The sequence below is a fragment of the Streptococcus oralis genome (assembly GCF_901543815.1).
In the GTDB taxonomy this organism is placed as follows: Bacteria; Bacillota; Bacilli; order Lactobacillales; family Streptococcaceae; genus Streptococcus; species Streptococcus oralis_CM.
On the sequence record NZ_CABEIU010000002.1, the window covers coordinates 1,820,232 to 1,845,595 of the forward strand.

The 25,364-nt window shown below is 40.5% G+C and carries 22 protein-coding genes; 10 read left to right on the forward strand and 12 right to left on the reverse strand.

What is annotated here, in order from left to right; translation table 11 throughout:
* Nucleotides 1–101 precede the first annotated feature (101 nt).
* The 5 genes from argH to FQT28_RS09325 all read right to left on the reverse strand — a co-directional run bounded on the left by argH (nucleotide 102) and on the right by FQT28_RS09325 (nucleotide 6,504).
* A complete protein-coding gene (gene argH / locus FQT28_RS09305) occupies nucleotides 102–1,493 on the reverse strand; it encodes an argininosuccinate lyase (RefSeq protein WP_143990004.1) in 1,392 nt (463 codons plus the stop codon).
* A gap of 27 nt (nucleotides 1,494–1,520) precedes the next feature.
* Nucleotides 1,521–2,717 carry an argininosuccinate synthase gene (locus tag FQT28_RS09310; RefSeq protein ID WP_143990005.1) on the reverse strand — a complete coding sequence of 399 codons (1,197 nt, stop codon included), beginning with the start codon at nucleotides 2,715–2,717 and terminating at the stop codon, nucleotides 1,521–1,523.
* A 15-nt stretch (nucleotides 2,718–2,732) separates the two neighbouring features.
* The gene (locus tag FQT28_RS09315; protein WP_143990006.1) at nucleotides 2,733–3,539 is read right to left on the reverse strand and encodes an ABC transporter substrate-binding protein; all 807 of its coding nucleotides are present in this window, start codon (nucleotides 3,537–3,539) and stop codon (nucleotides 2,733–2,735) included.
* 230 nt (nucleotides 3,540–3,769) lie between these two features.
* A complete protein-coding gene (locus tag FQT28_RS09320) occupies nucleotides 3,770–4,399 on the reverse strand; it encodes an ABC transporter ATP-binding protein (protein WP_143990007.1) in 630 nt (209 codons plus the stop codon).
* Entirely contained in the window at nucleotides 4,396–6,504 is a 2,109-nt protein-coding gene (locus FQT28_RS09325) for a bacteriocin-associated integral membrane family protein (RefSeq protein ID WP_143990008.1), read from the reverse strand. Before FQT28_RS09325 ends, FQT28_RS09320 begins: the two co-directional genes overlap by 4 nt.
* A 162-nt stretch (nucleotides 6,505–6,666) precedes the next feature.
* Between FQT28_RS09325 and FQT28_RS09330 the strand changes: the two genes are divergently transcribed.
* Entirely contained in the window at nucleotides 6,667–7,533 is an 867-nt protein-coding gene (locus tag FQT28_RS09330; RefSeq protein WP_143990009.1) for a helix-turn-helix domain-containing protein, read from the forward strand.
* A gap of 21 nt (nucleotides 7,534–7,554) precedes the next feature.
* Here the strand turns inward: FQT28_RS09330 and apf are convergent, their stop codons facing one another.
* Complete coding sequence (gene apf / locus FQT28_RS09335) at nucleotides 7,555–8,181, reverse strand: aggregation-promoting factor (RefSeq protein ID WP_084975954.1); 627 nt, start codon at nucleotides 8,179–8,181, stop codon at nucleotides 7,555–7,557.
* A gap of 240 nt (nucleotides 8,182–8,421) precedes the next feature.
* On the opposite strand from apf, the gene sdaAB reads away from it, so the two are divergent.
* From sdaAB to FQT28_RS09350, 3 genes are read left to right on the forward strand one after another with little or no spacing between them, the layout of a single operon-like run.
* Nucleotides 8,422–9,093: an L-serine ammonia-lyase, iron-sulfur-dependent subunit beta gene (gene sdaAB / locus FQT28_RS09340; RefSeq protein WP_084975953.1), complete on the forward strand. Its 672-nt coding sequence runs from the start codon at nucleotides 8,422–8,424 to the stop codon at nucleotides 9,091–9,093.
* A gap of 8 nt (nucleotides 9,094–9,101) precedes the next feature.
* A complete protein-coding gene (sdaAA, locus tag FQT28_RS09345; RefSeq protein WP_084975952.1) occupies nucleotides 9,102–9,974 on the forward strand; it encodes an L-serine ammonia-lyase, iron-sulfur-dependent, subunit alpha in 873 nt (290 codons plus the stop codon).
* A 21-nt stretch (nucleotides 9,975–9,995) separates the two neighbouring features.
* Nucleotides 9,996–10,625 carry an HAD-IA family hydrolase gene (locus FQT28_RS09350; RefSeq protein ID WP_000095110.1) on the forward strand — a complete coding sequence of 210 codons (630 nt, stop codon included), beginning with the start codon at nucleotides 9,996–9,998 and terminating at the stop codon, nucleotides 10,623–10,625.
* A gap of 95 nt (nucleotides 10,626–10,720) precedes the next feature.
* On the opposite strand, the gene FQT28_RS09355 is transcribed toward FQT28_RS09350, so the two are convergent.
* Both FQT28_RS09355 and FQT28_RS09360 read right to left on the reverse strand, forming a co-directional pair.
* Nucleotides 10,721–12,571, reverse strand: coding sequence for a nucleoside-diphosphate sugar epimerase/dehydratase (locus FQT28_RS09355; RefSeq protein WP_001035730.1), 1,851 nt, complete (start codon nucleotides 12,569–12,571; stop codon nucleotides 10,721–10,723).
* 77 nt (nucleotides 12,572–12,648) lie between these two features.
* The gene (locus FQT28_RS09360) at nucleotides 12,649–13,479 is read right to left on the reverse strand and encodes a glycosyltransferase (RefSeq protein ID WP_001291465.1); all 831 of its coding nucleotides are present in this window, start codon (nucleotides 13,477–13,479) and stop codon (nucleotides 12,649–12,651) included.
* 222 nt (nucleotides 13,480–13,701) lie between these two features.
* On the opposite strand from FQT28_RS09360, the gene FQT28_RS09365 reads away from it, so the two are divergent.
* The 6 genes from FQT28_RS09365 to FQT28_RS09395 all read left to right on the forward strand — a co-directional run bounded on the left by FQT28_RS09365 (nucleotide 13,702) and on the right by FQT28_RS09395 (nucleotide 22,027).
* A complete protein-coding gene (locus tag FQT28_RS09365; protein WP_038805889.1) occupies nucleotides 13,702–14,868 on the forward strand; it encodes a CynX/NimT family MFS transporter in 1,167 nt (388 codons plus the stop codon).
* Between the two features lie 868 nt (nucleotides 14,869–15,736).
* Nucleotides 15,737–19,015, forward strand: coding sequence for a DUF2971 domain-containing protein (locus FQT28_RS10180; protein ID WP_260663465.1), 3,279 nt, complete (start codon nucleotides 15,737–15,739; stop codon nucleotides 19,013–19,015).
* A gap of 155 nt (nucleotides 19,016–19,170) precedes the next feature.
* Nucleotides 19,171–19,497 (forward strand): PadR family transcriptional regulator, encoded by a 327-nt coding sequence (locus FQT28_RS09380; RefSeq protein WP_000273860.1) that lies wholly within the window; start codon nucleotides 19,171–19,173, stop codon nucleotides 19,495–19,497.
* A complete protein-coding gene (locus tag FQT28_RS09385) occupies nucleotides 19,484–20,077 on the forward strand; it encodes a DUF1700 domain-containing protein (protein WP_143990010.1) in 594 nt (197 codons plus the stop codon). The genes FQT28_RS09380 and FQT28_RS09385 overlap by 14 nt, the downstream gene beginning before the upstream one ends.
* On the forward strand, nucleotides 20,070–21,002 hold the full coding sequence (locus tag FQT28_RS09390) for a DUF4097 family beta strand repeat-containing protein (protein ID WP_143990011.1): 933 nt from the start codon (nucleotides 20,070–20,072) through the stop codon (nucleotides 21,000–21,002). The genes FQT28_RS09385 and FQT28_RS09390 overlap by 8 nt, the downstream gene beginning before the upstream one ends.
* 62 nt (nucleotides 21,003–21,064) lie before the next feature.
* A complete protein-coding gene (locus tag FQT28_RS09395) occupies nucleotides 21,065–22,027 on the forward strand; it encodes a DUF6574 domain-containing protein (protein ID WP_143990012.1) in 963 nt (320 codons plus the stop codon).
* Nucleotides 22,028–22,089: 62 nt separating this feature from the next.
* Here FQT28_RS09395 and FQT28_RS09400 read toward each other — a convergent pair whose 3' ends face one another.
* The 4 genes from FQT28_RS09400 to FQT28_RS09415 form a co-directional block, all read right to left on the reverse strand.
* Nucleotides 22,090–22,950, reverse strand: a complete 861-nt coding sequence (locus FQT28_RS09400; RefSeq protein WP_143990013.1) for a DUF4299 family protein — start codon at nucleotides 22,948–22,950, stop codon at nucleotides 22,090–22,092.
* 121 nt (nucleotides 22,951–23,071) lie between these two features.
* The gene (gene trhO / locus FQT28_RS09405) at nucleotides 23,072–24,058 is read right to left on the reverse strand and encodes an oxygen-dependent tRNA uridine(34) hydroxylase TrhO (RefSeq protein ID WP_143990014.1); all 987 of its coding nucleotides are present in this window, start codon (nucleotides 24,056–24,058) and stop codon (nucleotides 23,072–23,074) included.
* A gap of 131 nt (nucleotides 24,059–24,189) precedes the next feature.
* Entirely contained in the window at nucleotides 24,190–24,486 is a 297-nt protein-coding gene (locus FQT28_RS09410; RefSeq protein ID WP_084925405.1) for a bacteriocin immunity protein, read from the reverse strand.
* A 56-nt stretch (nucleotides 24,487–24,542) separates the two neighbouring features.
* Nucleotides 24,543–25,232 carry a CPBP family intramembrane glutamic endopeptidase gene (locus FQT28_RS09415; protein WP_143990015.1) on the reverse strand — a complete coding sequence of 230 codons (690 nt, stop codon included), beginning with the start codon at nucleotides 25,230–25,232 and terminating at the stop codon, nucleotides 24,543–24,545.
* Nucleotides 25,233–25,364 lie beyond the last annotated feature (132 nt).

Consider the following 25,364-nt stretch of genomic DNA (forward strand, 5'->3'; position numbering starts at 1 on the left):
AAGGTCGCTTGAGCAGTATTCATTATAACACGCTTAGTTAGAGAAGACAAGAAAGAGACTGATAAATCATCTCAACCTCTCTTTCTTACTTTGCAAACGAATCAATTTCCCCCTTTAAGTTCTTTCTTCGCTTGTTCTATCTGGTATTTCACTTGCTCAAAGCCGGTTCCTCCTAAGGAATTCCGTCTCTGAACAGCAGTCTCCGGACGCAAGTAGATATAAATATCCTCTTCAATCAAGGGATGGTAGGTTTGCAACTCCTTCAAATCCCAATCTTGGATATTTTTACCATGCTTGATAGAGTCTAGAACCAATTTCCCTACTATTTCATGCGCTTCTCTAAAAGGGAGGCCTTTTTCTGCCAAATAATCTGCCAGTTCGGTCGCATTCGAAAAATCATTCTCTGTGGATTGCTGCATTTTGGCCTTATTAACCTGCATGCTCGATAGCATACCTGCCAACACATCCAGAGAATTTAAAATTGTTTCTACTGTATCAAACATGCCTTCCTTGTCCTCTTGCAAATCCTTATTATAGGCCAGAGGCAAAGACTTCATGACGGTCAATAGTCCAAGTAAGTGCCCGTAAACCCGTCCTGACTTCCCTCGAATCAATTCGGCCATATCAGGATTTTTCTTCTGGGGCATGATAGACGAACCCGTTGAAAAGCTATCAGACAAGCTAATGTACTGATACTCAAAACTGCACCAATTGATGATTTCCTCACAAAAACGACTCATATGCATCATCAAAATGCTGGCATTTGACAGGAATTCCAAGATAAAATCACGGTCACTCACTGCGTCCAAGGAATTGGTATAGGGCTGTTGGAAGCCCAGTAAATCACTCGATAATTGACGATCGATTGGAAAAGTTGTCCCTGCCAAGGCAGCTGCACCCAGGGGAGATAGATCCGTATGTTTCAAGTTAAATGCAAAGCGCTCACTATCCCTTTGGAACATATTGTAATAAGCCATGAGATGGTGGGCAAAACTAATCGGTTGGGCGTGCTGTAAATGGGTATAGCCTGGCATGATGGTTTCCACATGTTTTTCAGCCAAATCCAGCAAAACACGGTTTAGACTCGCCAACTTATCCAAGACATGCCCAAGCTGCTTCTTTAGATATAAGTGCATATCCGTTGCGACTTGGTCATTCCGAGAACGAGCCGTGTGCAATTTCCCAGCCAGAGGACCGATTTTCTCTGTCAGCAACACTTCCATATTCATATGAATATCTTCATTTGCAATATCAAAATGAAGCTCTCCCGCCTCTAAATCTCGCAACAAAGCTTTCAGACCATCTTGGATCTGCTCTGCCTCTTCCAAGCTTAAAATGCCAGTCTGTCCTAGCATTTGAACATGAGCTAAGGAACCCATCAAATCAAATTTTGCCAGCTGGTGGTCAAAGGAAATACTCGCACCGAACTGTTCTACCCAATCTTCCACAGTGCCTTCAAATCGACCACCCCATAATTTTTTATTTTTCGGCATATCCTGTCGTCCCTTTCTATCGCGTCACTACTCAACATTTTTCTGAACTTCTGAATAAACCTTAGTCGGAAGCCCCCAAAGCTTGATAAAACCAACAGCCGCATCTTGGTCAAAAGTATCCGCACTAGTATAAGTCGCCAAATTTTCATCGTAAAGAGAATTTGGTGATTTCCGAGCCACTACCTGGGCGTTCCCCTTATAGAGTTTAACTTTTGCAGTTCCATTGACAACTTTCTGTGTCTCCTTGATATAGGCAATCAAAGCCTGAGTTGCTGGGCTAAACCACAAGGCATTATAGATGAGATTGGACAATTCATTTTCGATAATGGGTTTGAAATGAGCCACTTCTCTCACGAGAGTCAAGTCCTCAATCTCCTTATGAGCTGCCAATAAAGTCACAGCACCTGGGCACTCATAAATCTCTCTAGACTTAATACCGACTAGGCGATTTTCCACATGGTCAATACGACCGACACCGTGTTTGCCTGCAATTTCATTTAGCTTTTGAATCAAAGCCGCCACTTTCATCTTCTCACCATTGAGGGAGATGGGCACCCCGCAGCTAAACTCAATGTCAATAAATTCTGGACTGTCTGGCGCCTCTTCTGGCGAAGACGTGATCCCAAATGCTTCTTCTGGTGCTTGGTTCCAAGGGTTTTCCAAAACACCACATTCATTTGCACGTCCCCAAAGATTTTGGTCAATAGAGTAAGGATTGTCAAGGTCAGCAGGAACTGGGACGCCATTTTCTTTGGCATATTGGATTTCTTCTTCACGAGACCATTTCCACTCACGAACAGGCGCAACTACCTTTAGATTGGGATCCAAAGCTGCAATAGAGACTTCAAACCGAACTTGGTCGTTTCCCTTGCCTGTGCAACCATGAGCAATTGTGGTTGCCCCCGTCTGATGAGCTATTTCAACTAGTTTTTTTGAAATAAGAGGGCGACTCAGAGCGGATACCAAGGGATACTTTTGTTCATAGTAGGCATGAGCCTGAAGGGCCACTAATACATAGTCATTAGCAAATTCGCCCTTAACATCAATGACATAAGACTCAACAGCCCCAACCTTGAGAGCTTTATCGTGGATGAACTCCAAATCTTTTCCTTCACCCACATCCATACAAACAGCAATCACATCGTAGTCTTTTTTTAACCATGTAATCGCAACTGATGTATCCAATCCACCTGAATAGGCTAAAATGACTTTTTCCTTACTCATTTCTCATCCTTCTTTCTATTTTTCGATAGAGGCTTTAAAAGCATCGTCAATCAATTTGTCCAACTCCCCAGAATCCTTCAGCTTCTGGATGGTTTTGTCAACCGCATCTTTTAATTCCTTACTGTCTTTTTTCATTGCAACAGCGTAGGAATCTTCTTTATCATTGTCAACATCAAACTCAGCGATGGCTAGGTCTGGATTATTCTCTACATATCCTTTCGCCACTGGCTCCTCAAAGATAACCGCGTCCAATTGCCCTGATTTCAAATCTGTTATCAAATTTCCATTTTTAGGAAGTGAAACGAGAGAAGAATTCTGCAAGGTTTCTTTGACCAAAGTCTCCTGTATCGAACCTTTCTGCGCTCCAACCTTTTTCTGAGCCAAATCCTTCACAGATTGGTAATTCGTTAATTCAGATTTTCTTACGATAACCTTATTTTTCGAAGTGTAGTAGGGAATTGAAAAATCGTAAACTTTACTTCTCTCCTCCGTTTTAGAAACACCTGATATGGCAAGAACGGCCTTACCTGAATCAAGACTAGCCAGTACATTGTCAAAACTCATTGGAGAAAGCTCCACTTCCACACCTAGTTCCTTTGCGATGGCTTTGGCTAGTTCAACATCTGAACCTACAATCTGATTTTTCCCATCAACCAATTTCTGGTATTCAAATGGAGCAAACTCTGGATTTAGGGCCACCACCAATTTCCCTTTAGCCTTAATGGCTTCAACACCTTGGGCCTGACTGTTACTACAAGCAAATAACAAGGGAAACATAAGCAAACTAAACATCGCCATCAGCACCTTCTTTACTTTATTCATAGAAAACCTCCTCTTATTTTTATACTTTTAAATTGTATAAATAATACACCTCTCGAAAACATTTGTCAAGCCAAAACTGAATTTTATTTCATTTTAAACAAAAAAACTTAGGGAAATTACATAAAAATGTTATCCCTAAGCGTATTTATGCTATTCATTTTTTGGAAAAATATAATCACCCTATTAAATGTCAGACGACAGAGAGATAAACGAACTCCCTACATTCTCTTTCACAATTCAATGACTCGATGGCATTGTTGAGCCACATAGGCATCGTGGGTAACGATAATGACCGTTTTCCCTTCCTTGTTCATATCTAAGAGAAAGTTTAAAACCAAATCTCGATTTTCAGGATCTAGAGAACCGGTTGGTTCGTCTGCTAACAGGAGCTGACTGGGTTTTAAAATGGCTCTAGCAACTGCGATTCGCTGCTGTTCCCCTCCAGATAACTCTGAAACCTTCTGATGTAGAGTTGATGGCAACCCCACTCTCTCTAAAATTTCTTCTATCTTTTTGACTTTGTCTTTCTTGGACAATTTCACATACTTTAGAGCAAGCATGAGATTATACTCTACCGTTTCATTGTCAATCAGAGCAAAGTTTTGAAAAAGATAGGAAATGTGTTCGCGGATAATCGCTTGAGACTTAACAGAATTGACAGGTACATTTTTCTGACCGAATATTTCATAATGTCCACTGTAATCGCCATCTATCAAACCCAAGAGATTTAACAAGGTTGACTTGCCACTACCACTTTTTCCAACAATGGCAACTAAATCTCCTTGGTTAATCTTTAGAGATAAGCTCTCCAAAATAACTTTTTTCCCAATGGTTTTCGTAACATTTTCCAACTTTATCATAAGTGATCCCCTTTCAATAACTGCGCTACATTTCGTTTTTCCATCTTAGAACCCAAGCAAAGTACAAACAGAACATCTAAGCCTGTAAATCCTGCGAAAAGCAAGAGTGGAAAAAGAGCATGAGCAAAGAATAACAAAACCATAAAAGGAAGGCTATAAACGGCTAATAGGAGCCCCAGCAAGGAACGATACCGATCTATCAATTTCCACCCCATAAACTTCTTGGTAATAATATCTGTTCGCTTCAATAAGAAAGTTGTTACTAATAAGAAGTAGGAAATCATCATGCTAAGGAGACCAAACAAAGCAAAGAGTAGGTTAAAATTCCGAACAGCATCTCGGTAAGAATCTACTTTATCTTGCTGAATGGCTTGAATAGATGAAAATTTTAAATAATTCCCATCTGATAATTTCTCAACTAACTCTGTAATCTCTTTTTGATGCTGGGCTGTATTTTCGATTTTAATGGGATTATTTAAACCTGTTGTTGACAGGGAGGCTTTTTCATCCCACATCATATCAGAATCATTGACTAAGCTAATAATTGGATTGTAGAGATTTTCCTTTCGCTTCTCGTTATAGGGGAAGAATGACCAATCACCTTCATAGTAAGCAATTTCGACGTCCATTTCCTCTATCGTTCGTTTTTGCTGCTCCTCATACTTCATCGAAAGATAGGCAATTAATTTCCCCAAGAGCTGATTTTTATCTTCTTCACCTTTCGTACTTGCTGGCATCAAAATAACTTTTTTAGTGCCGGTATCGGGTAGCTTGAATCCCTTGCTCTTTAGAAAATTGCGATTAGCATAGTAAACAGTTAGCGTATCAGCCAGTTGATACTGCTGCACTTGTTCTACAGTGGCAAAATTTTTTATAGGCAGGTTACTAGTTTGCACATAGCCCGCCTGCGTTTTTTCTACCAAATTCTGATAAAATCGATAGAAATAATCTACTGCTTGCCCTGAACCTGCCAACTGCTCTTGCCACAGATTATCATTGAGCTGGAAAGTTTCTAAGGTCAGATAATTTCCTTGACTGATCCACTGTCTCTGGTAATCCAACTCTTTGTTTTCTTGCTCCAAACTTTTTCCCACCCCAATCAGTAAAACCGTCAGTAAAATGGTGGTTCCTATTTTCATCAAATAATTAAATATCAAACCAAATTTAAAAGATGAAAAACCTTTCAGCAGAGAGCTGATTGTCATTTTTTGGATTAAGAGATAAGTCAACCAACTGATAAAGAGATAAAGTTGCAAAAGCAAAAAATGAGACAACCATAACATAGGGAACAAATCTTTCGGCTTATAATCAAGCAAGAAACAGACTCCTAGATTGATCACAAGCGTCCCACCTAGGAGGAGGTAGAGGTTGCCTTTAACAACATCAGCTAAAACAGCCCGATCTTGAAAACCAAGTAATTTTTGTACTCCAACTCTTTTCATCTCCATCATTGGCTGATACACTGTTACTAACACAAGTAGCAAAATAGCCAAGACAAAAATGATGGCAGATAAAAGCAAATCTCGATTTATGACTTCCACTGCACTTTTGTAGGTCGGCTCTAGCAAGGTAGCCTGGTCTATCTTGAAAAAATCGCTCCATTTCTGTAAAATCTGATCCCTATCCATCTCTTGAGTCGAACTAATCGTATAGCGACCATTTAAACTACGAGATGTATCCTTGATATAGGCTTGAAAAGTCATAAGCTGAATAGGCTTGGCTTTTAGAAAGGTCGGAATCGTACCAAGTTTATTGGAAATTTCTTTATTACTGTAGACTCCTTCACCATCTTTGGTAAAATCAAGGGAAGAAAGTCCAAACTCTTGGTAGGGGAAGGTATCTTTATCAAAAACACCAGACTTGATCACCTCATCACCACTGTCTGTTTTGATGATGGATACTTTGTATTCCTTTGATACATCCTCAAAAAATCGAAGAACAGATTCTGCAGGTTCATTGACATCTTTCAAGTATACATCCAAAGAACTCGCTGTCTTTCCCATTTCCTGAATCCGAACCACTTCTCGTGTGTAGTTTACATTAAAAACAAAAAAAGTAGTACACAGAAGCAGGAGTAACATACAAAAATTACTGATTTTTTTCATAAAGATACCCCATTAGTACTTTATCATCTTAGTCGTAGAATTTGTTACCCTTTTTCAAAAATTTATTTTAGATTTCTTTTTTACTTTTTATACTACTATGATACAATATTTTTAATCAATTTCTATTTTTTTTTTACTTTTTTCACACATAAGGAGGAGATCATGCGCTACGATTTTGGAAATGTTTATAAAGAAATCCGTGAGTCAAAAGGGTTGACCCAAGAAGATGTCTGTGGCAGCGTCCTTTCAAGAACCAGCCTATCAAAAATCGAAAGCGGGAAAACAACTCCTAAATATGAGAATATGGAGTTTCTTCTTCAGCAAATTAATATGACCTTTGGAGAGTTTGACTATATTTGCCATCTCTATCAACCTAGCCAACGCACAGAAATTATGCAAACCTATCTCAATATGAGCTCAATCCTAGGGACTAGTGAACTCGAAAAACTATTTCAAAAATGTCAAGACTATCTCAAAACTCACCACGACCTCCCCATCAAAGAGATACGAGATATGCTTGAAGTTGTCATTTATATCCGTCAACACGGGACAGGGGAACTATCAGATCACGCAGAACAGATTGTCAAGAAACTTTGGAGAAAAATTGAAAAACAAGATACATGGTATGAGAGTGACCTAAAAATCCTCAATACCATTCTCTTTACCTTTCCTATAGAGCATATCTATCTCATCACTGGAAAAATCTTGCAACGCTTAGAAGTATATAAAAACTATCAACATTTATATGACTTGCGAATGGCAATCCTACTCAACCTCTCCACCATTTACTTATACAATCAAGATAGAAATATGTGTAAACAAATCTGCTACACTTTACTGGAGGATGCCAAGAAAAAGAAGCACTACGATAGGCTTGCCATCTGCTATATTCGTATTGGGATTTGTACTAATGATGCTCAGTTGATACAAAATGGGCTCTCCTTAGCTAAACTAGTCGAAGATGAACACTTACTAACAGAGCTAGAGCGAGAAGTTGACATCTTTGTAAACAAAAAAGAAAGTCATTAAGACTTCCTTTTCTATATCTTCTTAATACCAACCGTTGTTAAGCCAGAAGTTCTTGGCAGCTGTCCATGAACCGTAACGTCCTGCAACATAGGCATCTGCTACACGTTCTTGGTTTTCAGCTGAGTAGTCACCGTTCAAGTATGAATCTGTTAATTGGTAACGTCCGATATAACGCCCGTTTGTAGCTGTGTAGCTACCGCCTGATTCTTTTTGAGCGATCCATTCTTTGGCTTCTGCTTCAGATCCACTTACAGTTGAAGCTGTGTAACTTTCTTCTTCATAAGAAGTGCTGGTTGTAGCAGCTGGCGCTTCGTAAGTTGTTGTTTCAGTTATTTCTTCGTAAGTCGTAGTCTCTTCGATTGTTTCTCCTGTTGCAGCTGGTGCTTCATAAGTTTTCGCAGCTGGAGCTGTCCCTTCGATAACCAAAACTTGATTCACAAAGATCAGATGAATATCCTCTATCTTGTTTTTTTCTGCCAATTTTTCAACAGTGGTGTTGTACTTCTCAGCGATTTCTGAAAGAGTGTCACCTGGTTTAACTGTATAAGTGATTGTTTCATCTGCAAAAGCAAGTGATGGTGCAAGGAAAGCAAGGAAAGTTGCTGCTCCTGCAAGAGTTAATTTGATTTGTTTAGTTGTTAATGTCATTTCTAAAAATTCTCCTTTTTACTATGCTTCTATCATACCGTTTGAATATTACCGTTTCTTGACGGTTTCGTGTAGAAATATTACAAAAATATTTTATATTTGCTGAAACATTGATATTTTTGTCATAAAAGACAAGATTTTATACTATTTTTATCCATTTTTTCAGTTTTATAAGGGAAATAAGCACAGAACTTCATTCTTTGATATAATAGAAACAAGAATCTTTGTAAGGGGAAACAGATGCAATCACTTCGTTTTCAATCTGTCTTTGATATTATCGGCCCTGTCATGATTGGCCCATCAAGTAGCCATACAGCTGGTGCGGTTCGTATCGGAAAAATCGTGTCTTCTATCTTTGGTGATAGACCGACAGAGGTGGAATTCCAACTATTTAATTCATTTGCCAAGACCTACCGTGGCCATGGGACTGACCTAGCTCTCGTTGCAGGTATTTTAGGCATGGATACGGATGATCCTGACATCCCAAATAGCCTTGAGATTGCTCATAAGCGTGGTATCAAGATTGTCTGGACCATTCAGAAAGACAGCAATGCTCCTCATCCTAATACCACTAAAATTACTGTGAAGAATGAACACAAGTCCATCAGTGTGACAGGTATTTCTATCGGTGGGGGAAATATCCAGGTCACGGAACTCAATGGTTTTGCCGTTTCTCTCAATATGAATACCCCGACCATCATCATCGTGCATCAGGATGTTCCGGGGATGATTGCCCATGTTACTGAAGCCCTCTCTCGTTTCGATATCAACATCGCACAGATGAATGTGACTCGAGAAAAAGCTGGAGAAAAAGCCATCATGATTATCGAAGTCGATAGTCGAAGTTGCGAAGAGGCGATTGAAGAAATTCGAAAAATCCCTCATCTCCACAATGTCAATTTCTTTAAGTAGGAGGAAGCATGTTTTATTCTATCAAAGAATTGGTTGAGCAGGCGGATCTAGACTTCCAAGGAAATGTCGCAGAACTCATGATTGCAACAGAACATGAACTGACCGGCCGGGAACGTGCAGAAGTGCTCCTCCTCATGGAGCGCAATCTAGAGGTCATGAAAGCCTCTGTCGAGCTCGGCCTCAGTGAAAACAAATCCCGCAGTGGGCTAACGGGTGGCGATGCAGCCAAGCTAGATCGCCATCTCAAAAGTGGCAAGGCCTTGTCTGACTTTACCATCCTATCAGCTGCCCGAAATGCCATCGCGGTCAACGAACACAACGCTAAAATGGGCTTGGTCTGCGCCACTCCAACCGCAGGAAGTGCTGGCTGTCTGCCTGCCGTTCTTACTGCAGCTATTCAAAAACTTGACCTTAGCCACGAAGAACAGCTGGATTTCCTCTTTGCTGCGGGTGCCTTTGGATTGGTTATCGCAAACAACGCTTCTATTTCAGGTGCTGAAGGTGGCTGCCAGGCCGAAGTTGGCTCTGCCTCTGCCATGAGTGCCGCAGCCTTGACCTTGGCTGCAGGTGGAACGCCCTATCAAGCTAGCCAAGCCATCGCTTTTGTCATTAAAAATATGCTAGGTCTCATCTGTGACCCCGTCGCTGGTTTGGTCGAGGTTCCCTGTGTCAAGCGCAATGCCATGGGAGCCAGCTTTGCCTTTATCGCGGCTGATATGGCCTTGGCAGGTATCGAGTCTAAGATCCCTGTTGACGAAGTCATCGATGCCATGTACCAAGTCGGATCCAGCCTCCCAACTGCCTTCCGAGAAACGGCTGAAGGTGGACTCGCTGCCACCCCTACTGGCCGTCGCCTACAAAAAGAAATCTTCGGAGAATAACCTTATCTAATAGGAGAAACTATGTCATCAATCTCAGCCATCTTTTTCGATCTAGACGGAACCCTCGTTGACAGTTCCATCGGGATCCACAATTCCTTTACTCATACCTTTGAACAACTGGGAGTTCCGACTCCTGATGCTAAAACAATTCGTGGTTTCATGGGTCCACCGCTTGAAACTAGTTTTGCAACTTGTCTCCCAAAGGAGCAAATCTCGGAAGCTGTTCAAACCTACCGTTCTTACTACAAGAAAAAAGGGATCCACGAAGCGCAACTCTTCCCCCGAATGACGGAATTGCTTCAAGAACTCTCGCAAAACTATCCTCTCTATATCACCACAACAAAGAATACTCCTACTGCTCATGATATGACTAAAAATCTGGGAATCCATCATTTCTTTGACGGCATTTACGGTTCTAGTCCAGAAACACCACACAAGGCGGATGTTATCCGTTACGCCTTGCAAACGCATCAACTCATTGCAGACCAAGTCCTCATCATCGGGGATACCAAGTTTGATATGATTGGAGCCCAAGAAACTGGCATTAAAAAGTTTGCTGTCACTTGGGGATTTGGAGAAGAGGCTGATTTGCTCAGCTATCAACCCGACTGGATTGCCCATACAATCGATGATATCATCAGTCAGCTATAACAAGCTAATAACTTCAAACTACAGAGTAAAAAGACCAAGGTTCTGTCTATACAAAACCTTGGTCTTTGATTTATGTTTAATTGTATGAGTCACTCTTACTCAATATGAGTTGTTTCATTTGCAAAGGAAATGATCGCTTCTTTAAGCTCATCTCCACTGAGTGAACGGAACTCCTCAATTTTCTGATTGATGGCTTCTAGTGGCATGACATTTACCTTACCAACGAAAATCTTGTCCATGACTTGGTTATCAACCAATTCGGTCGAAACCAAGAGTTCCTCATAGAGTTTTTCACCCGGACGAATACCGACCTCAACGATTGGAATTTCACTTTCCGTGTGCCCGCTTAAAAGCACCATTTTCTTAGCCAAATCATAGATCTTGACTGGTTTGCCCATATCGAGGATAAAGACTTCTCCGTCCTTGGCATAAGCGCCAGCATGGATTACTAGACGGCTAGCCTCTGGAATAGTCATGAAGTAACGTGTCATGCGGAAGTCTGTCACCGTTACAGGGCCACCTTCAGCAATCTGACGTTCAAAGACAGGAATCACGCTACCACGGCTACCGAGAACATTCCCAAAACGGACTGCACAGTAGGTTGATTTGCTACGTTGGTTAAAGCCAGTAACAATCAATTCTGCCACGCGCTTGGTTGCACCCATAACATTCGGTGGATTGACCGCCTTGTCAGTCGAAATCATGACCATCTTAGGTACTTTGGCTGCATCAACAGCCTTGGCAACATTATAGGTTCCAAGGATATTGTTCTTGAAGGCTTCTTTTGGATTGCGTTCCATCATCGGAACGTGTTTGTGAGCAGCAGCATGGTAAACGATAGCCGGTTTGTACTGTTCAAATACCTGTAGAAGGCGATCATAGTCCTGAATATCTGCAATGACAGGAACATAATCAATCCCTTGGAATGTACGGATCAATTCATGATAAACGAGGTAGATTGAGTTTTCACCATGTCCAAGCAAGATGACACGCTCTGGATTGAAGCGGCTAACCTGACGACAAATCTCCGAACCAATCGAACCACCAGCTCCTGTCACCAAGATGGTCTTGCCTGTAAGCTCTGCACCCAGACGGGATTCGTCGAGACGGATTTCCTGACGCCCCAAAAGGTCTGTGATATCAATTTTCTGGAAACCGCTACCTGGTTGGTGAAGTCCCTGAACAACTGTTTCAACTTTGGGCATCTTGTAACATTTGATACCGAGTTTATTACACATCTGTAGGATACGTTCGTACTCTGACGGATCAAGCGAAGGGATGGCCACGATGACGCGCTCGATTTGGTGGCGTTTGGCCAATTCAGGCAGATTATCATAAGAACCCAAAACGGAAATTCCACCTAGTTTTTGTCCCTTTTTCTTCTCATCATTATCTAAAATTCCCACTAACTCAAGGTCACTAGTTGGGTGTTGGTAGCTGTTCATAAAGAGGGCCCCACCATCACCAGCACCAATCAAGAAGGTACGGCGGTGTTCGCCCTCCCCACTACCCTGCTTGCGCTTAGAATAAATCAGCTGCCAAGTGATACGAGGGAGTAAGATGAGGAAGGTACTCAATAAGATAAAGAGTATGATGAACCGGATAGAAAATAGAGGAAGAAAGGCGTAGCAAAGTCCGTAAGAGACAATGCTACTGACGGTTACGCCAAAAAAGATTTTTAAGAAATCTGTGATTTTACTATAGCGACTAATACTCGCATTGAGCCCCCAAAATCCAATCATGATTTGATAGAAAAGGAAAGCCAAACCAGTATAGATAACATAGTCTACAGGTGCTGGGTTAATCAAGCCATAAAAGAGAATGTAAGACACGATGATGGAAACCACCATACTAATAATATCAAATACACCCCAGAACACCTGCTTTTGCTGTTTATTTAAAATTTCAACCAGATCAATTACATAATCTGTTAGTTTTTTATTCATAGGAATTTACTCTTTCTTAAAAGAATTTAAATATATTGTTATTATAACATTTTTTGGCTATTTTATCTTTTACAATACTATTTATTTTTTCTTAATAATTTTACAAAAATAAACTGACGTACAAAGCCTGGACAAAGTGCAACAATGGCCTGAATGGCTACACTTTTAGCATATTCCATGTAAGAAATTTGCCCTCGCTCAAGCATCCGTTGGCGAGCTTGACGATAGAGTTTAAGGTAACGCAAGCCACCTCGACGCTCAAACATCCCTGCACCGACACGAACCTTACACAAGATTTGAGCTAGGTTCCCAGTCTTGGCACCTGCAGCAATCATATTGAGCCAAAGGAGGTCATCCTCCATGTAAAGGCCATCTTCGTAGTTGCCCGCCTTGAGGACCATGTCCTTTTTAAACATGACTGTCATATGGTTAAAAGCGCTTCTCATTCTCTGATAAGCCACAATGTCTGCGTGCTGAGTAGGAACACGACGGTAAGAAACAATCTCGTCAGGATTGTCAATGAACTCTGCGATATGCCCGCCTAAGAGATCGAGATCTTCTTTCTCCATTAGTTGAAGCTGTTTCTCAAAACGATCCAGAACAGCTATATCATCTGTATCCATGCGAGCGATGATATCGTACTGACACTGTAAAACACCGTATCGAAGAGCCAAACCTAAACCTTGATTTTCTTCCAAGGGGCAACGCTTAACTGGAATCTCTGACTGCGCTTCCACTTCATCTAGCACCTGATAGAGTTCGGGCGTGAGCGGCCCGTCCTCAACAAGAACAAGCTCACTTGGTTTCAAGGTCTGGTTTTGAATACTCTTGATAGCATCTCTCAAAAATGTCGGATTTTCCTTTACATAGACCGACATCAAGACGCTGATTTTTTGCTTTTCAGACACAGTTTTTCTCCAATTTATAGATTTCCTTCCACTATTTTATCACAAAATTTCCTAGTTTCCTATTTTTATCTCAAATCAAGAAAAATTCTGGTAAAGAAATCCGTCCCCTTTCACTCTATTTTCAGTTAAATCGTTCTAGCTTTCTTAGTAGTCCTCTCCTTGACATTGTAAGAAAAAAACCTTAAAATAAGCTGTTATTAAAATCATCCTATCGAGGTTTTTATGAAAAAACAATCACTCTTTTTTGTTCTAGGAATTGTCTTAATCGGGACTGTTTTACGCTCTCCTTTTACAGCACTTCCAACTATCTTAGGAGATATTGCTCAGGGACTAGGAGTGGAGGTTAGCTCTCTTGGGATTTTAACCAGTCTCCCTCTCTTGATGTTTGCTCTTTTCTCTGCTTTTGCAAGCCGCTTGGCACAAAAAATCGGGTTGGAACATCTCTTTACTTACTGTCTCCTCCTCTTAACTGTTGGCTCTGTCATTCGGATTTTCAATCTTCCCCTTCTCTATCTAGGAACTCTGATCATCGGAGCGAGCATCGCCATTTTCAATGTACTCCTCCCAAGTATGATCCAGGCAAATCAGCCTCAAAAGATTAGTTTCCTAACAACTCTCTATGTCACTGCCATGGGAATTTCGACAGCCATCGCTTCTTATCTATCCGTCCCTATCACCCAAGCTAGTTCTTGGAAGGGCCTCATCCTCGTTCTCAGCTTTCTCTGTCTGGTCACTCTGCTAGTCTGGTTACCAAATCATCGCCACAACCACCACCTAGAAAGCAAAAAAGAAAAGCAAGTCAAAGAGAATATTCTAAAAAGTAAAGATGTCTGGGCTATCATTATCTTTGGCGGGCTTCAGTCCTTGCTCTTTTATACAAGTATGACTTGGTTGCCAACTATGGCTGTTAGTGCTGGTATTTCTAATAGTGATGCGGCTCTCCTCGCTTCTATTTTCTCACTGATCAGCATTCCTTTTTCCATGACTGTTCCAAGTCTGACGACTCGTCTATCAAATGGTCACCGTCGAATCATGCTGGCAATTATCTCTATCGCTGGTATGATGGGAATTGCCATGCTCTTGTATCCAGCCAATAATTTCCTCTACTGGTTAGTCGTCCATCTCTTGATTGGAACGGCCTGCAGTGCCCTCTTCCCTTACCTCATGGTTTGCTTTTCACTTAAGACCAGCTCGCCTGAAAAGACAGCTCAGCTATCAGGACTAGCGCAAACAGGTGGGTACATCTTAGCGGCCTTTGGTCCTACCTTGTTTGGCTACAGTTTTGAACTTTTCCAATCTTGGATCCCAGCTGTCCTTGCCCTTCTAGTCATCGATATCATCATGACCGTCTCACTCTTTATGGTGGATCGGGCTGATAAGATTCTCTAATTTTCTAAAATCCATCACAACCATAAACAATGCAAAGCTAGACTCTGTCTGGCTTTTTAGGCGTTTCTAGCAAGAAAAAGCACCATCCATCTGTTAGCAGAAAGATGGCATTTTTGATATAATAAGATGTATAGAAACTAATTGTCATGCGAAAAATAAATTAGTTTATAAGATAGCTACTATTTCAATCGAGGTACACAGAATGAATGAACAGAAATACAATTTGGAAGAGAGTAAAGCAGAGTTAGATAAACTCGTTGACTTATCAGCCGAGGAAACAGATAAGACTGCCTGTGAAGCTCTAGCAGAAAAGGCAAGAATAATTTATGGGCAATACCCTAAATCAGAAGACATTGCGTTGCTCTATGCTAGAATTTTGGTTAATTTGTCAACCAAGCAAACTGAGTTGAAGGAACTAGAGACTACTGTCGAAAAATTAGAGAAATTACAGCAACAATTCCAGGATTCACATGATATAGCAGAAGCATTTGCTAGGATTTTGTTCAATTTGTCAACCAAGCAAACTGTGTTGAAGGAACTAGAGACTACTGTCGAAAAATTAGAGAATTTGCAACAAAAATTCCCTGAATCGCATGATATAGCAGAAGCATTTGCCAGGATTTTGGTCAATTTATCAATCAAGCAGACTGGGCTGAAGGAAATCGAGGCTACTGCTGAAAAATTAGAGAATTTGCAACAAAAATTCCCTAAATCGCATGATATAGCAGAAGCATTGGCTCGGATTTTATTCAATTTATCAACCAAGCAGACTGGGTTGAAAGAACGGGAGGTTTCTGATGAGAAATTACAAGTTTTGCAACAAAAATTCCCTAAATCGCATGATATAGCTTTGTGGTATTCTAGGATTTTGGTTAATTTATCAAGCATACAAACTGAGCTGAAAGAAATCGAAGCTACTGCTGAAAAATTAGAGAATTTGCAGCAAAAATTCCAGGAATCGCATGATATAGCAGAAGCACTTACCAGGATTTTGGTCATTTTATCAACCAAGCAGACTGGGTTGAAGGAACTAGAGACTACTGCCGAAAAATTAGAGAATTTGCAACAAAAATTCCCTAAATCGCATGATATAACAGAAGCATTTGCCAGGATTTTGGCACATTTATCAACCAAGCAAACTGAGTTGGAGGAACTAGAGACTACTGCCGAAAAATTAGAGAAATTACAGCAACAATTCCAGGATTCGCCTGATATAGCTTTGACGTATGCTAGGTTTTTGTTCAATTTATCAATCGAGCAAACTGTGTTGAAAGAACGGAAGGCTACTGCCGAAAAATTAGAGAATTTGCAACAAAAATTCCCTGAATCGCATGATATAGCAGAAGCATTTGCCAGTATTTTAATCAATTTATCAATCGAGCAGACTGAACTGAAGGAAATCGAAGCTACTGCCGAAAAATTAGAGAATTTGCAGCAAAAATTCCCTGAATCGTATGATATAGCAGAAGCATTTGCCAGGATTTTGTTCAATTTATCAGCCAAGCAAACTGGGTTGAAGGAACGAGAGACCACTGCCAAAAAATTAGAGAAATTGCAACAAAAATTCCAGGAATCTGAAAATATAGCTTTGCAGTATGCTAGTTTTTTGTTCAATTTATCAATCAAGCAGACTGAACTGAAGGAAATCGAAGCTACTGCCGAAAAATTAGAGAAATTGCAACAAAAATTCCCTAAATCGCATGATATAGCTTTGCTGTGTGCTAAGGTTTTGTTCAATTTATCAACCAAGCAGACTGTGTTGAAGGAACGAGAGACCACTGCCAAAAAATTAGAGAAATTACAGCAAAAATTCCAGGAATCTGAAAATATAGCTTTGCAGTATGCTAGTTTTTTGTTCAATTTATCAATCAAGCAGACTGAACTGAAGGAAATCGAAGCTACTGCCGAAAAAGTAGAGAATTTGCAACAAAAACTCCAGAAATCGCATGATATAGCTTTGCTGTGTGCTAAGGTTTTGTTCAATTTATCAATCAAGCAGACTGAACTGAAGGAAATCGAAGCTACTGCCGGAAAATTAGAGAAATTGCAGCAAAAATTACAGGAATCGCATAATATAGCTTTTCAGTATGCTAGGATTTTGGTTAATTTATCAGCAAAAAAGACTCAGTTGAAGGAAATCAGGGCTACTGTCGAGAAATTAGAGAATTTGCAGCAAAAATTCCCTGAATCGCATGATATAGCTTTGCAGTATGCCAGGATTTTGTTCAATTTATCAACCAAGCAGACTGAGCTGAAGGAACTAGAGACTACTGCTGAAAAATTAGAGAAATTGCAGCAAAAATTCCCTGAATCGCATGATATAGCAGAAGCATTTGCCAGGATTTTGGTTAATTTATCAGCAGAGAAGACTGAGCTGAAGGAAATCGAAGCTACTGCCGGAAAATTAGAGGCATTGCAACAACAATTTCCTGAGTCGCCTGATATAGCAGAAGCATTTGCCAGTATTTTGTTCAATTTATCAATCAAGCAGACTGAGCTGAAGGAACTAGAGACTACTGCTGAAAAATTAGAGAAATTGCAGCAAAAATTCCCTGAATCGCATGATATAGCTTTGCCGTATGCCAGGATTTTGTTCAATTTATCAGCAGAGAAGACTATGTTGAAGGAACTAGAGACTACTGCTGAAAAATTAGAGAAATTACAGAAAAAATTCCAAGAATCAGATAATATAGCTTGGCCGTATGATATGTTTTTGGTTAATTTATCAATCGAGCAGACTCGTTTGAAGGAAATCAGGGCTACTGTCGAGAAATTTGAAAAATTACAGAAAAAATTTCCAAAATCCGAAGAAATTGCTTTTATATATAGTATATTATTAGCAAGCTTATTTAATCATCAAACGGAGTTAGATGAACGTCTTCAAACCACAAAAATAATTAAAAAACTCTATGAAGAATTCTCCAACTTTATGTTACAAAATTTTGATAATCTATTTTTTAGTAATGATAATGTTTGTGACCGTAAGGAGTACAAGTTATTCAACTTTATCTTAAAAGAAGGTCTTCTAAAGAACACTAAATATGCTATTTTACAAACTTGGGCAGAGCGTTATAAAGAAGACTCGAATGAACTAAAGAATCTGCTGTCGATTTATCAATATGTTCAAAAAATTAAGTATCAACTGGGATTGAAAGACGAAGATAAAAAGGAAAATATAAAGTTTGGTCATTACACTAAAGGAAGCGTACTTCAAATTTTGTTGGATCAGGATCAGAGGGAGGAATCAAGTTTTTCCATAACTGGAAAAACTCGTTTGAATAACGCTAATTATATGAATGATCCCGAAGAAGGTATCATCATAGAAAAGATCTTGGGCTTAGATAGACGAGATGCTTTGGAGCCAAGTTCATGGTTTTTAATGAGCTTTACGATTAAAACGGATGATTTAGCTATGTGGTCCCAGTATGGTGACGATGCCCAAGGTGTCTGTATTGTGCTTCGGGAGGATGACTTTTCTAGATTTACATCCTTCAATGATGTTTCTTGGCGTCGAGAAAAAATCTCTTTAGAATTTTCTGATAAGATGTATCTAATGAAATCTGAATTAAATAGTGGTTTAAAAAAATCTATCTTTCACAGTGAGAGTGAGAATTCAGTCGATACTGTTAATGATGAAAGAACTGAATCTAATTCTGAAGAAAAAGATAGTGTTTCAAAAGGAAATGTAGATTATCTCTACCGAATAGCCTATGTCAATGACTCAGGTGGTAAGTTTAGCATAGAAAAAACAGAGCTCTTTAACGATTATGAAATCAAAAATTTAGAAACATTGTTGAAAGCTTTAAAGGAAAAACTAGATAAGGATTTGAACAAAGGAGATGATTTTTATCAAAAAGCGATTTCTGACTGTATAGAGGAAATTCGTTATTTGTTTAAATCTGTAGATTACAAATATGAGGACGAGTTGCGTATCTTACGCTATTCCAACCTAGATCCTAGCAATAAGGAAATCAAAATTGATAAAGAATCTGGAATTGGTAAACTTTATGTAGAACGGGAAAATCCAATTCAAATCGATGAAGTCATTTTCGGTCCTAAGTTTCCGAATCCTGAGTATGTAACTCCTTTACTAAAACTATTGGATGAAAATATTGATTATAAAAAATCTACGATAAAATTTAGATAAAGTCTGACAACATTCTCTAAACTTCTAGTTTTTACTAGGAGTTTTTTATATATAAAATTTTTACACATATTTCTTGACAGGGCTTTCAACTTGAGATACAATGTATTTGAAAAGAGTATATATAAAATTTTTATATAATATAAAGGAGGTTTCCCATGTACTTCCCAACATCCTCTGCCTTGATCGAGTTTCTCATCTTGGCTGTACTGGAGCAGGGAGATTCTTATGGTTATGAGATTAGCCAAACCATTAAGCTCATCGCCAATATCAAAGAATCTACGCTCTATCCTATTCTCAAAAAATTGGAAGCCAGTGGCTTTCTAACCACCTACTCTAGAGAGTTTCAGGGGCGTATGCGCAAATACTACTCCTTGACCAATCGGGGCGTAGAGCAGCTCGTTACTCTAAAGGAAGAGTGGACGCTCTATACCGACACCGTCAACGGCATCATAGAAGGGAGTATCCGCCATGACAAGAACTGACTATCTGACTCAGTTAGAAACCTATCTCAATAAACTGCCTGAAGCTGACCGCATCGAAGCTATGGACTACTTTAAGGAACTATTTGACGATGCAGGTACAGAGGGTGAAGAGGAGCTCATCGCCAGTCTGGGAACTCCAAAAGAAGCAGCTCATGATGTCCTCTCTAACCTCCTTGACAAGAAAGTCAATGAAGCCCCTGCTCAAAAGAATGACCGCCAACTGCTACACATTGCCCTACTTGCCCTACTAGCAGCCCCTATCGGAATTCCTGTTGGAATTGCAATTATCTTAACCATTATCGGGCTTTTTATCGCAGCGGCCGCTGTCATTCTAGCCTTCTTTACCGTCTCTGTGACAGGGATCCTACTAGGCGGACTCTTTATCGTAGAGAGCTTTAGTGTCCTAGTCGAAGCCAAATCTGCCTTTATCTTGATTTTCGGGGCTGGTTTACTTGCCATCGGTGCTTCTTCTCTTGTTCTACTGGGCATCTCCTATGTAGCTCGTTTCTTTGGTCTTCTGGTCGTCCGCTTGGTGCAATGGATTCTTAAAAAAGGAAAGAGAGGTGACAGACATGCGTAAATTGACAAAAGGATTTCTCATTTTTGGCGTGGTTTCTACGATTTTTGGTTTTATCATGATAGTTGCAGGCGCCCAGTCCAATGGTATTCAAAGTTTGCTTGCCATGTCAAAAGACCCCGTCTATGACAATCGTATCGAAGAAGTGACCTTCGGAAGCGAAGTGGAAAAACTTGATTTGACCCTTGAGGAACATAGCCTAACCATCACAGAGTCTCTAGATGACAAGATCCATATCACCTATCATCCTTCAGTGTCTGGTCGTCACGATCTGACTACTGGCATGAGTGACAAAACACTGAGCGTCACTGACAAACAAGCCTCCCAACATCGTTTTCTCGGCTCAGGAATCGAAGGCCTACTTCGTATTGCCAGCAGTTATTCTCACCGTTTTGACGAAGTCGTTCTCTCCCTCCCTAAAGGAAGAAAGCTGCAAGCCATCACCGTCTCAGCCAATCGTGGACAGACCACTATCCGTCAAGCCAACCTTGAAAATGCAACAATCAAAACAAAAGGCTATCTCTTAAGACTAACAGAAAGTTCTATCAAGAACAGCACACTAACGACACCTCATATCATCAATATCTTTGATACCGAATTGACAGATAGCCAAGTCAAGACGGAGGGCGGACACATCTATGCTGAAAATATCAAGATCCGCGGTAGGGTAGAGCTAGACTCTCATAACGACTTAACACTCTTTCTTTCTAAGACAGAATTCGATCGTATCAATCTAGATATTTCTTCTAAGCATGGCGGTATTTATCGTAAAGCATACAGAGAACACCCTAGACAAAAAGACAATGAACTTGCCAACCCCTACAAGACAGACAAAGCAGATGTTAAGGATATACTCATTATAAAAGCCAATCAGGATATCTACCTACCCAAGGAAGAAGAATACTCTGCTCCACCTAGAAATCATTGACAAAAACGCTTTCATCTGCTAGTCTAAAGATAGAAAACAACCATAAAAAAGGAGGTTCCATCATGACACAAGAATGGTTTGAAAGTGCCGATCTTGAGAAGAAATCACCTCAGACAAAATCGGAAATCCAATTCGACGAGCGAGAGACTTCGGAAACTGTGGAAACTGAACTACAAGTAAGCGAAGAAACATCTGTCTCACCTAAAGAGTTGGAAATGCATGAGGAGGAAGCTCCCGAAATGATTGAGGAAACCCAAACCGAGGAAGAGGGAGAAGGGAAAGCTGAAGAGGAACACAAGCAAGAAAACCCTGCAAAAGAAAAAAGCATCCTCAGCAAGGCTTTAGAAAGCCCCTATATCCCAGATATTGACCCTCGTAGAACTGCCCGATTCAAAGAAGAAATCGCACTGTTTTGGACTTGGCTACTGGATGCTATCCAAGAACCAACTGCCAGCAAGACTACGGACCAAAAGCATCGTTACAGTGTCTTTTGCCTACTCACTTTGCTATCTTCGATTAACTTTTTCTTTAGTATCTATCATATCAAGCACCTCTACTATGGCTATATGATTTCTATGGCTAATAGTTATCCTAACCAGCTTCCACCTTTAGATCTTTTTGCTGGACTCTCTATCTTGGTCGCTAGCGCTCTATTTTACTTTTCTATCATTTTGGGAGGATTTACCGTCCGACGAGTACTGGACCAGGAGAGCGACTTCACATTCCAAGAAGCCTTTGATCGTTATAGCAGACTCTTTGCTATCCCGCTTGTCCTAACAGCTCTAGCAAGTTTCTTTGCACTCTTTGGTGGCTTACGATTTGCTGGCATCCTCACTCTTCTAAGCATGGCCATCTTTGCCCTTGGCAATCTCTTTGTGATTAGCAAGTCAAGTAAGACCAGTAGCCTTGACCCATTTTATCGTTTCTTGCTAGCTGTCTTACTTGATGGCGCCATTCTCTTACCATTTTTCATTGCAGAGCTCGCGCTGACAGTTGACTATCTTCGCATCCTGACATTCTTTTAACCAAAATCCCTGCCATTTGTTAATGACAGGGATTTTTATGCTTACTCTTTTTTGAAAAATGTCTACTTGATGGTTGCCAATTCCTCAAAATCTTTTCCCAAAATGGCTTGTACTTCTAATTGATTGGCATCTAGTTGGTGGTAAAATGCTGTTGGTAGCGACTCTAGGAATTTTTCGTAGTCTAGACGAGCGATGGATTCGTAGTCTTCTGCTTTGGACCCATCACCAGAAATCGTCACTAGGTCAATCTCCCAAACAAGTTCCTTACCTGCTAGCTGCTCAGTATAGGATGCTGGTACAAAGGGTTCCTTTGGCAAAATTGTCTTGACTCCCTGGGCTAGGTGGTAGATACCGTGTACCTTGCCTTGGGTGTCTGGGTAAAATTTCACACTGGCAAGGTAGGCATCAGAGCCTTGAACCTTCTTGACCAGCTCTTCAAAACGTGCCAATCCATCCTCAGCCAAAAAGCTCTCGAGGTATTCCTTATTGAGATAGATAGGGGCCAAGAGCCCTTGGCAATAGACTAGACGAGCCGTCTTATCCGCTAGATAATGCTTGACTGTTTGTCGGAAATAAGCTTCAAAGTCAAACCCTTCTAACCCTTCTACCGCCTCCCCCAACTTGTTTGATAGGGCTTGGAGGAGAGCTTCTACAATCTCCCAGTCCGCTCTGGTAAGGAAGTCTGGAATTACCACTTGATAACCTTTTCGACTATCCGCATAGTTCACTTTGAAGAGAAATTGCGACTGACCTACAATCCCACACTCCATGTATTCGAGACGATTGAGGGGCTGACGGAGATAGACCGTATCATAACTGTGTGACTCCAAGCCCTCTACCAAGGCTAAGATGGACTTGGCAGTCAAAACCTCCTGTTGTCCTAGAATGCTTTCTTTATTTGGGATAAAAAATGTTTTCGCCATAACTGGCCTCCTTTGAAATCATTTACATACAGTATAATCCTATTTTCCTGACAGATACAGAAACAAATTTTAGATTTTTAGATAAAAAGCATAGAAAAACAGCCCCTGAAGGCTGTTTACTTTATACTGTAGCGACTTGGTCCAAGTTTTCACCGATAGCTGCTAGGCGCTCGATTATTTCTGCTTGTGTCAATTCATTTTCTGAAACATAGCGGTTGCGTGGGTGAACACGGCACTCGTGTGAGCATCCACGAAGGTACTTGTCTTCATTTTCTTCTGATGTTAGGATACGACGGTTACAGAAGGGATTTCCACAATTGACATAGCGTTCACATGGTGTTCCATCAAACCAGTCTTTCCCTACGATGGTTGGGTTGACATGGTTGACATCTACGGCAATACGCTCGTCAAAGACATACATTTTCCCATCCCAAAGCTCACCTTGAACTTCTGGGTCTTTACCGTAAGTTGCGATTCCTCCGTGCAATTGGCCAACATCTTTGTAGCCTTCACGCACCATCCAGCCTGAGAATTTCTCACAGCGAACGCCACCTGTACAGTAAACCACGACACGCTTGTCCATGAATTTTTCCTTGTTGTCACGGACCCATTGTGGCAACTCACGGAAGTTGCGGATGTCTGGGCGAATAGCTCCACGGAAGTGTCCTAGGTCGTACTCATAATCGTTACGCGTGTCAAGGACAACGGTATCTTCGTCAAGAAGGGCTTCTTTGAACTCTTTTGGAGACAAGTAAGCACCTGTTGTTTCAAGTGGGTTGATATCGTTATCAAAGTCGTTGTCTTCCAACCCAAGGTGGACAATTTCTTTCTTGTAGCGAACAAACATCTTCTTGAAGGCTTGTTCACTTTCTTCATCAATCTTGAACCAGAGGTCTTCCATTCCTGGGAGACTGTGAACGTAGTCCATGTATTTTTGAGTTGTTTCGTAGTCACCTGAAACGGTTCCGTTAATCCCTTCGTCAGCAACCAGGATACGGCCTTTAAGGCCGATTGATTTACAGAAAGCCAAGTGGTCTGCAGCAAATTGCTCTGCATTTTCAATTGGGGTATAGAGGTAGTAAAGTAAGACACGAATATCTTTTGCCATAAGATTTGTTCCCTTTTCTATTCTTAAATTTTCAGAATTTTTCATCTAACTATACTAGTATACCCACTTGGGAAAACGAATGCAATTTATTTGACCGGAAATTGTATAGAGAAACCTGCCATTGCACTTCATCAGTAACCATAGCGAATCGCAGATAATTCTCTCAATTTTTTGATCTGCTCGGCTTGACTTTCTGACAAACCCAGCTTGTTTTCAATCAATACACGCGAAAGGTCAACATTCATTTGGCTCAATATAAATGGAACAGAGGTCCCGTCGTCCCTTAGTCGTCTTTTATAAATCACTAACTGATTTTTCAAGGGAGTAAGTTGAGGCTCATCCTTTATATCTTCCAGTAGATGATCAATGATCATCATGGCTTCACAACGTCTTTCGCTTCCTCCTGCAAACCATTTTAATGGTGTCATACTTATTTTCCTCCTTAAATTGAAAAGCTGTCATTCCTAACTCTCGTACCAATATTTTACCCAAATACCCTATGTAAAAAAGTCAGCAAAAATGGTAATGTTGCGAAAATATTATTAATCACATGCACCGCATAGGATGGATAAATGCTCTTGGTATAGCGGGTCAAACCAGCAAAGATGATTCCAACTGTTGCAAAGACGAAGATATCTAACAGACTAGGCAGGCTTGAAAAATGAGGGAGAGCAAATAAAATAGAAGGAAGAAGCAAATCAAGACCAAATCGCGAATGCTTAAAGAAAGCGTGTTGCAGTAATCCTCTATAGATTAACTCTTCCATCAGTGGAACCAGAAAGAACAGGGCTATATAAATACCTAGCTCTGCAAAGTTAGTCCCACTATAACCAATCAATACAGCCCAACCTTCCGCAGTTGACTGAACATGTTTAGCTGTCTGAACGTTAAAAGAGATCTGGAACACTACCACTAATACTGTCAAAATCGAATACCAAAGCCATTTTTTTCTTGGAATGCGAAAGAGATAGCCATGGCCTGTCTTAACCAGAATCCAAATCATGACTCCGCTAAATAGCAAACTCAAGATATTTTGAATCCAGAAGAAATTGCCAATCTGGGAAGAAAATTGCCAATAGTTTTGGACGATAAGCGTCAGCTGAGAAAGACCAAATACGAAAAATAGGTAAGAGAAGACACCACTCATTTTGAATAGAAGTTGATACTTTTTCATGATAGACCTCCTGTAGATACATGTGTATCACATCGTCGAAACTCTTAGAATTGCTACTTTCATTTTTGCATCCTAAAAATCACTACCTCCCCTAGAGAACTAGAGAAGGCAGTGATCACATTTTTAGGAATT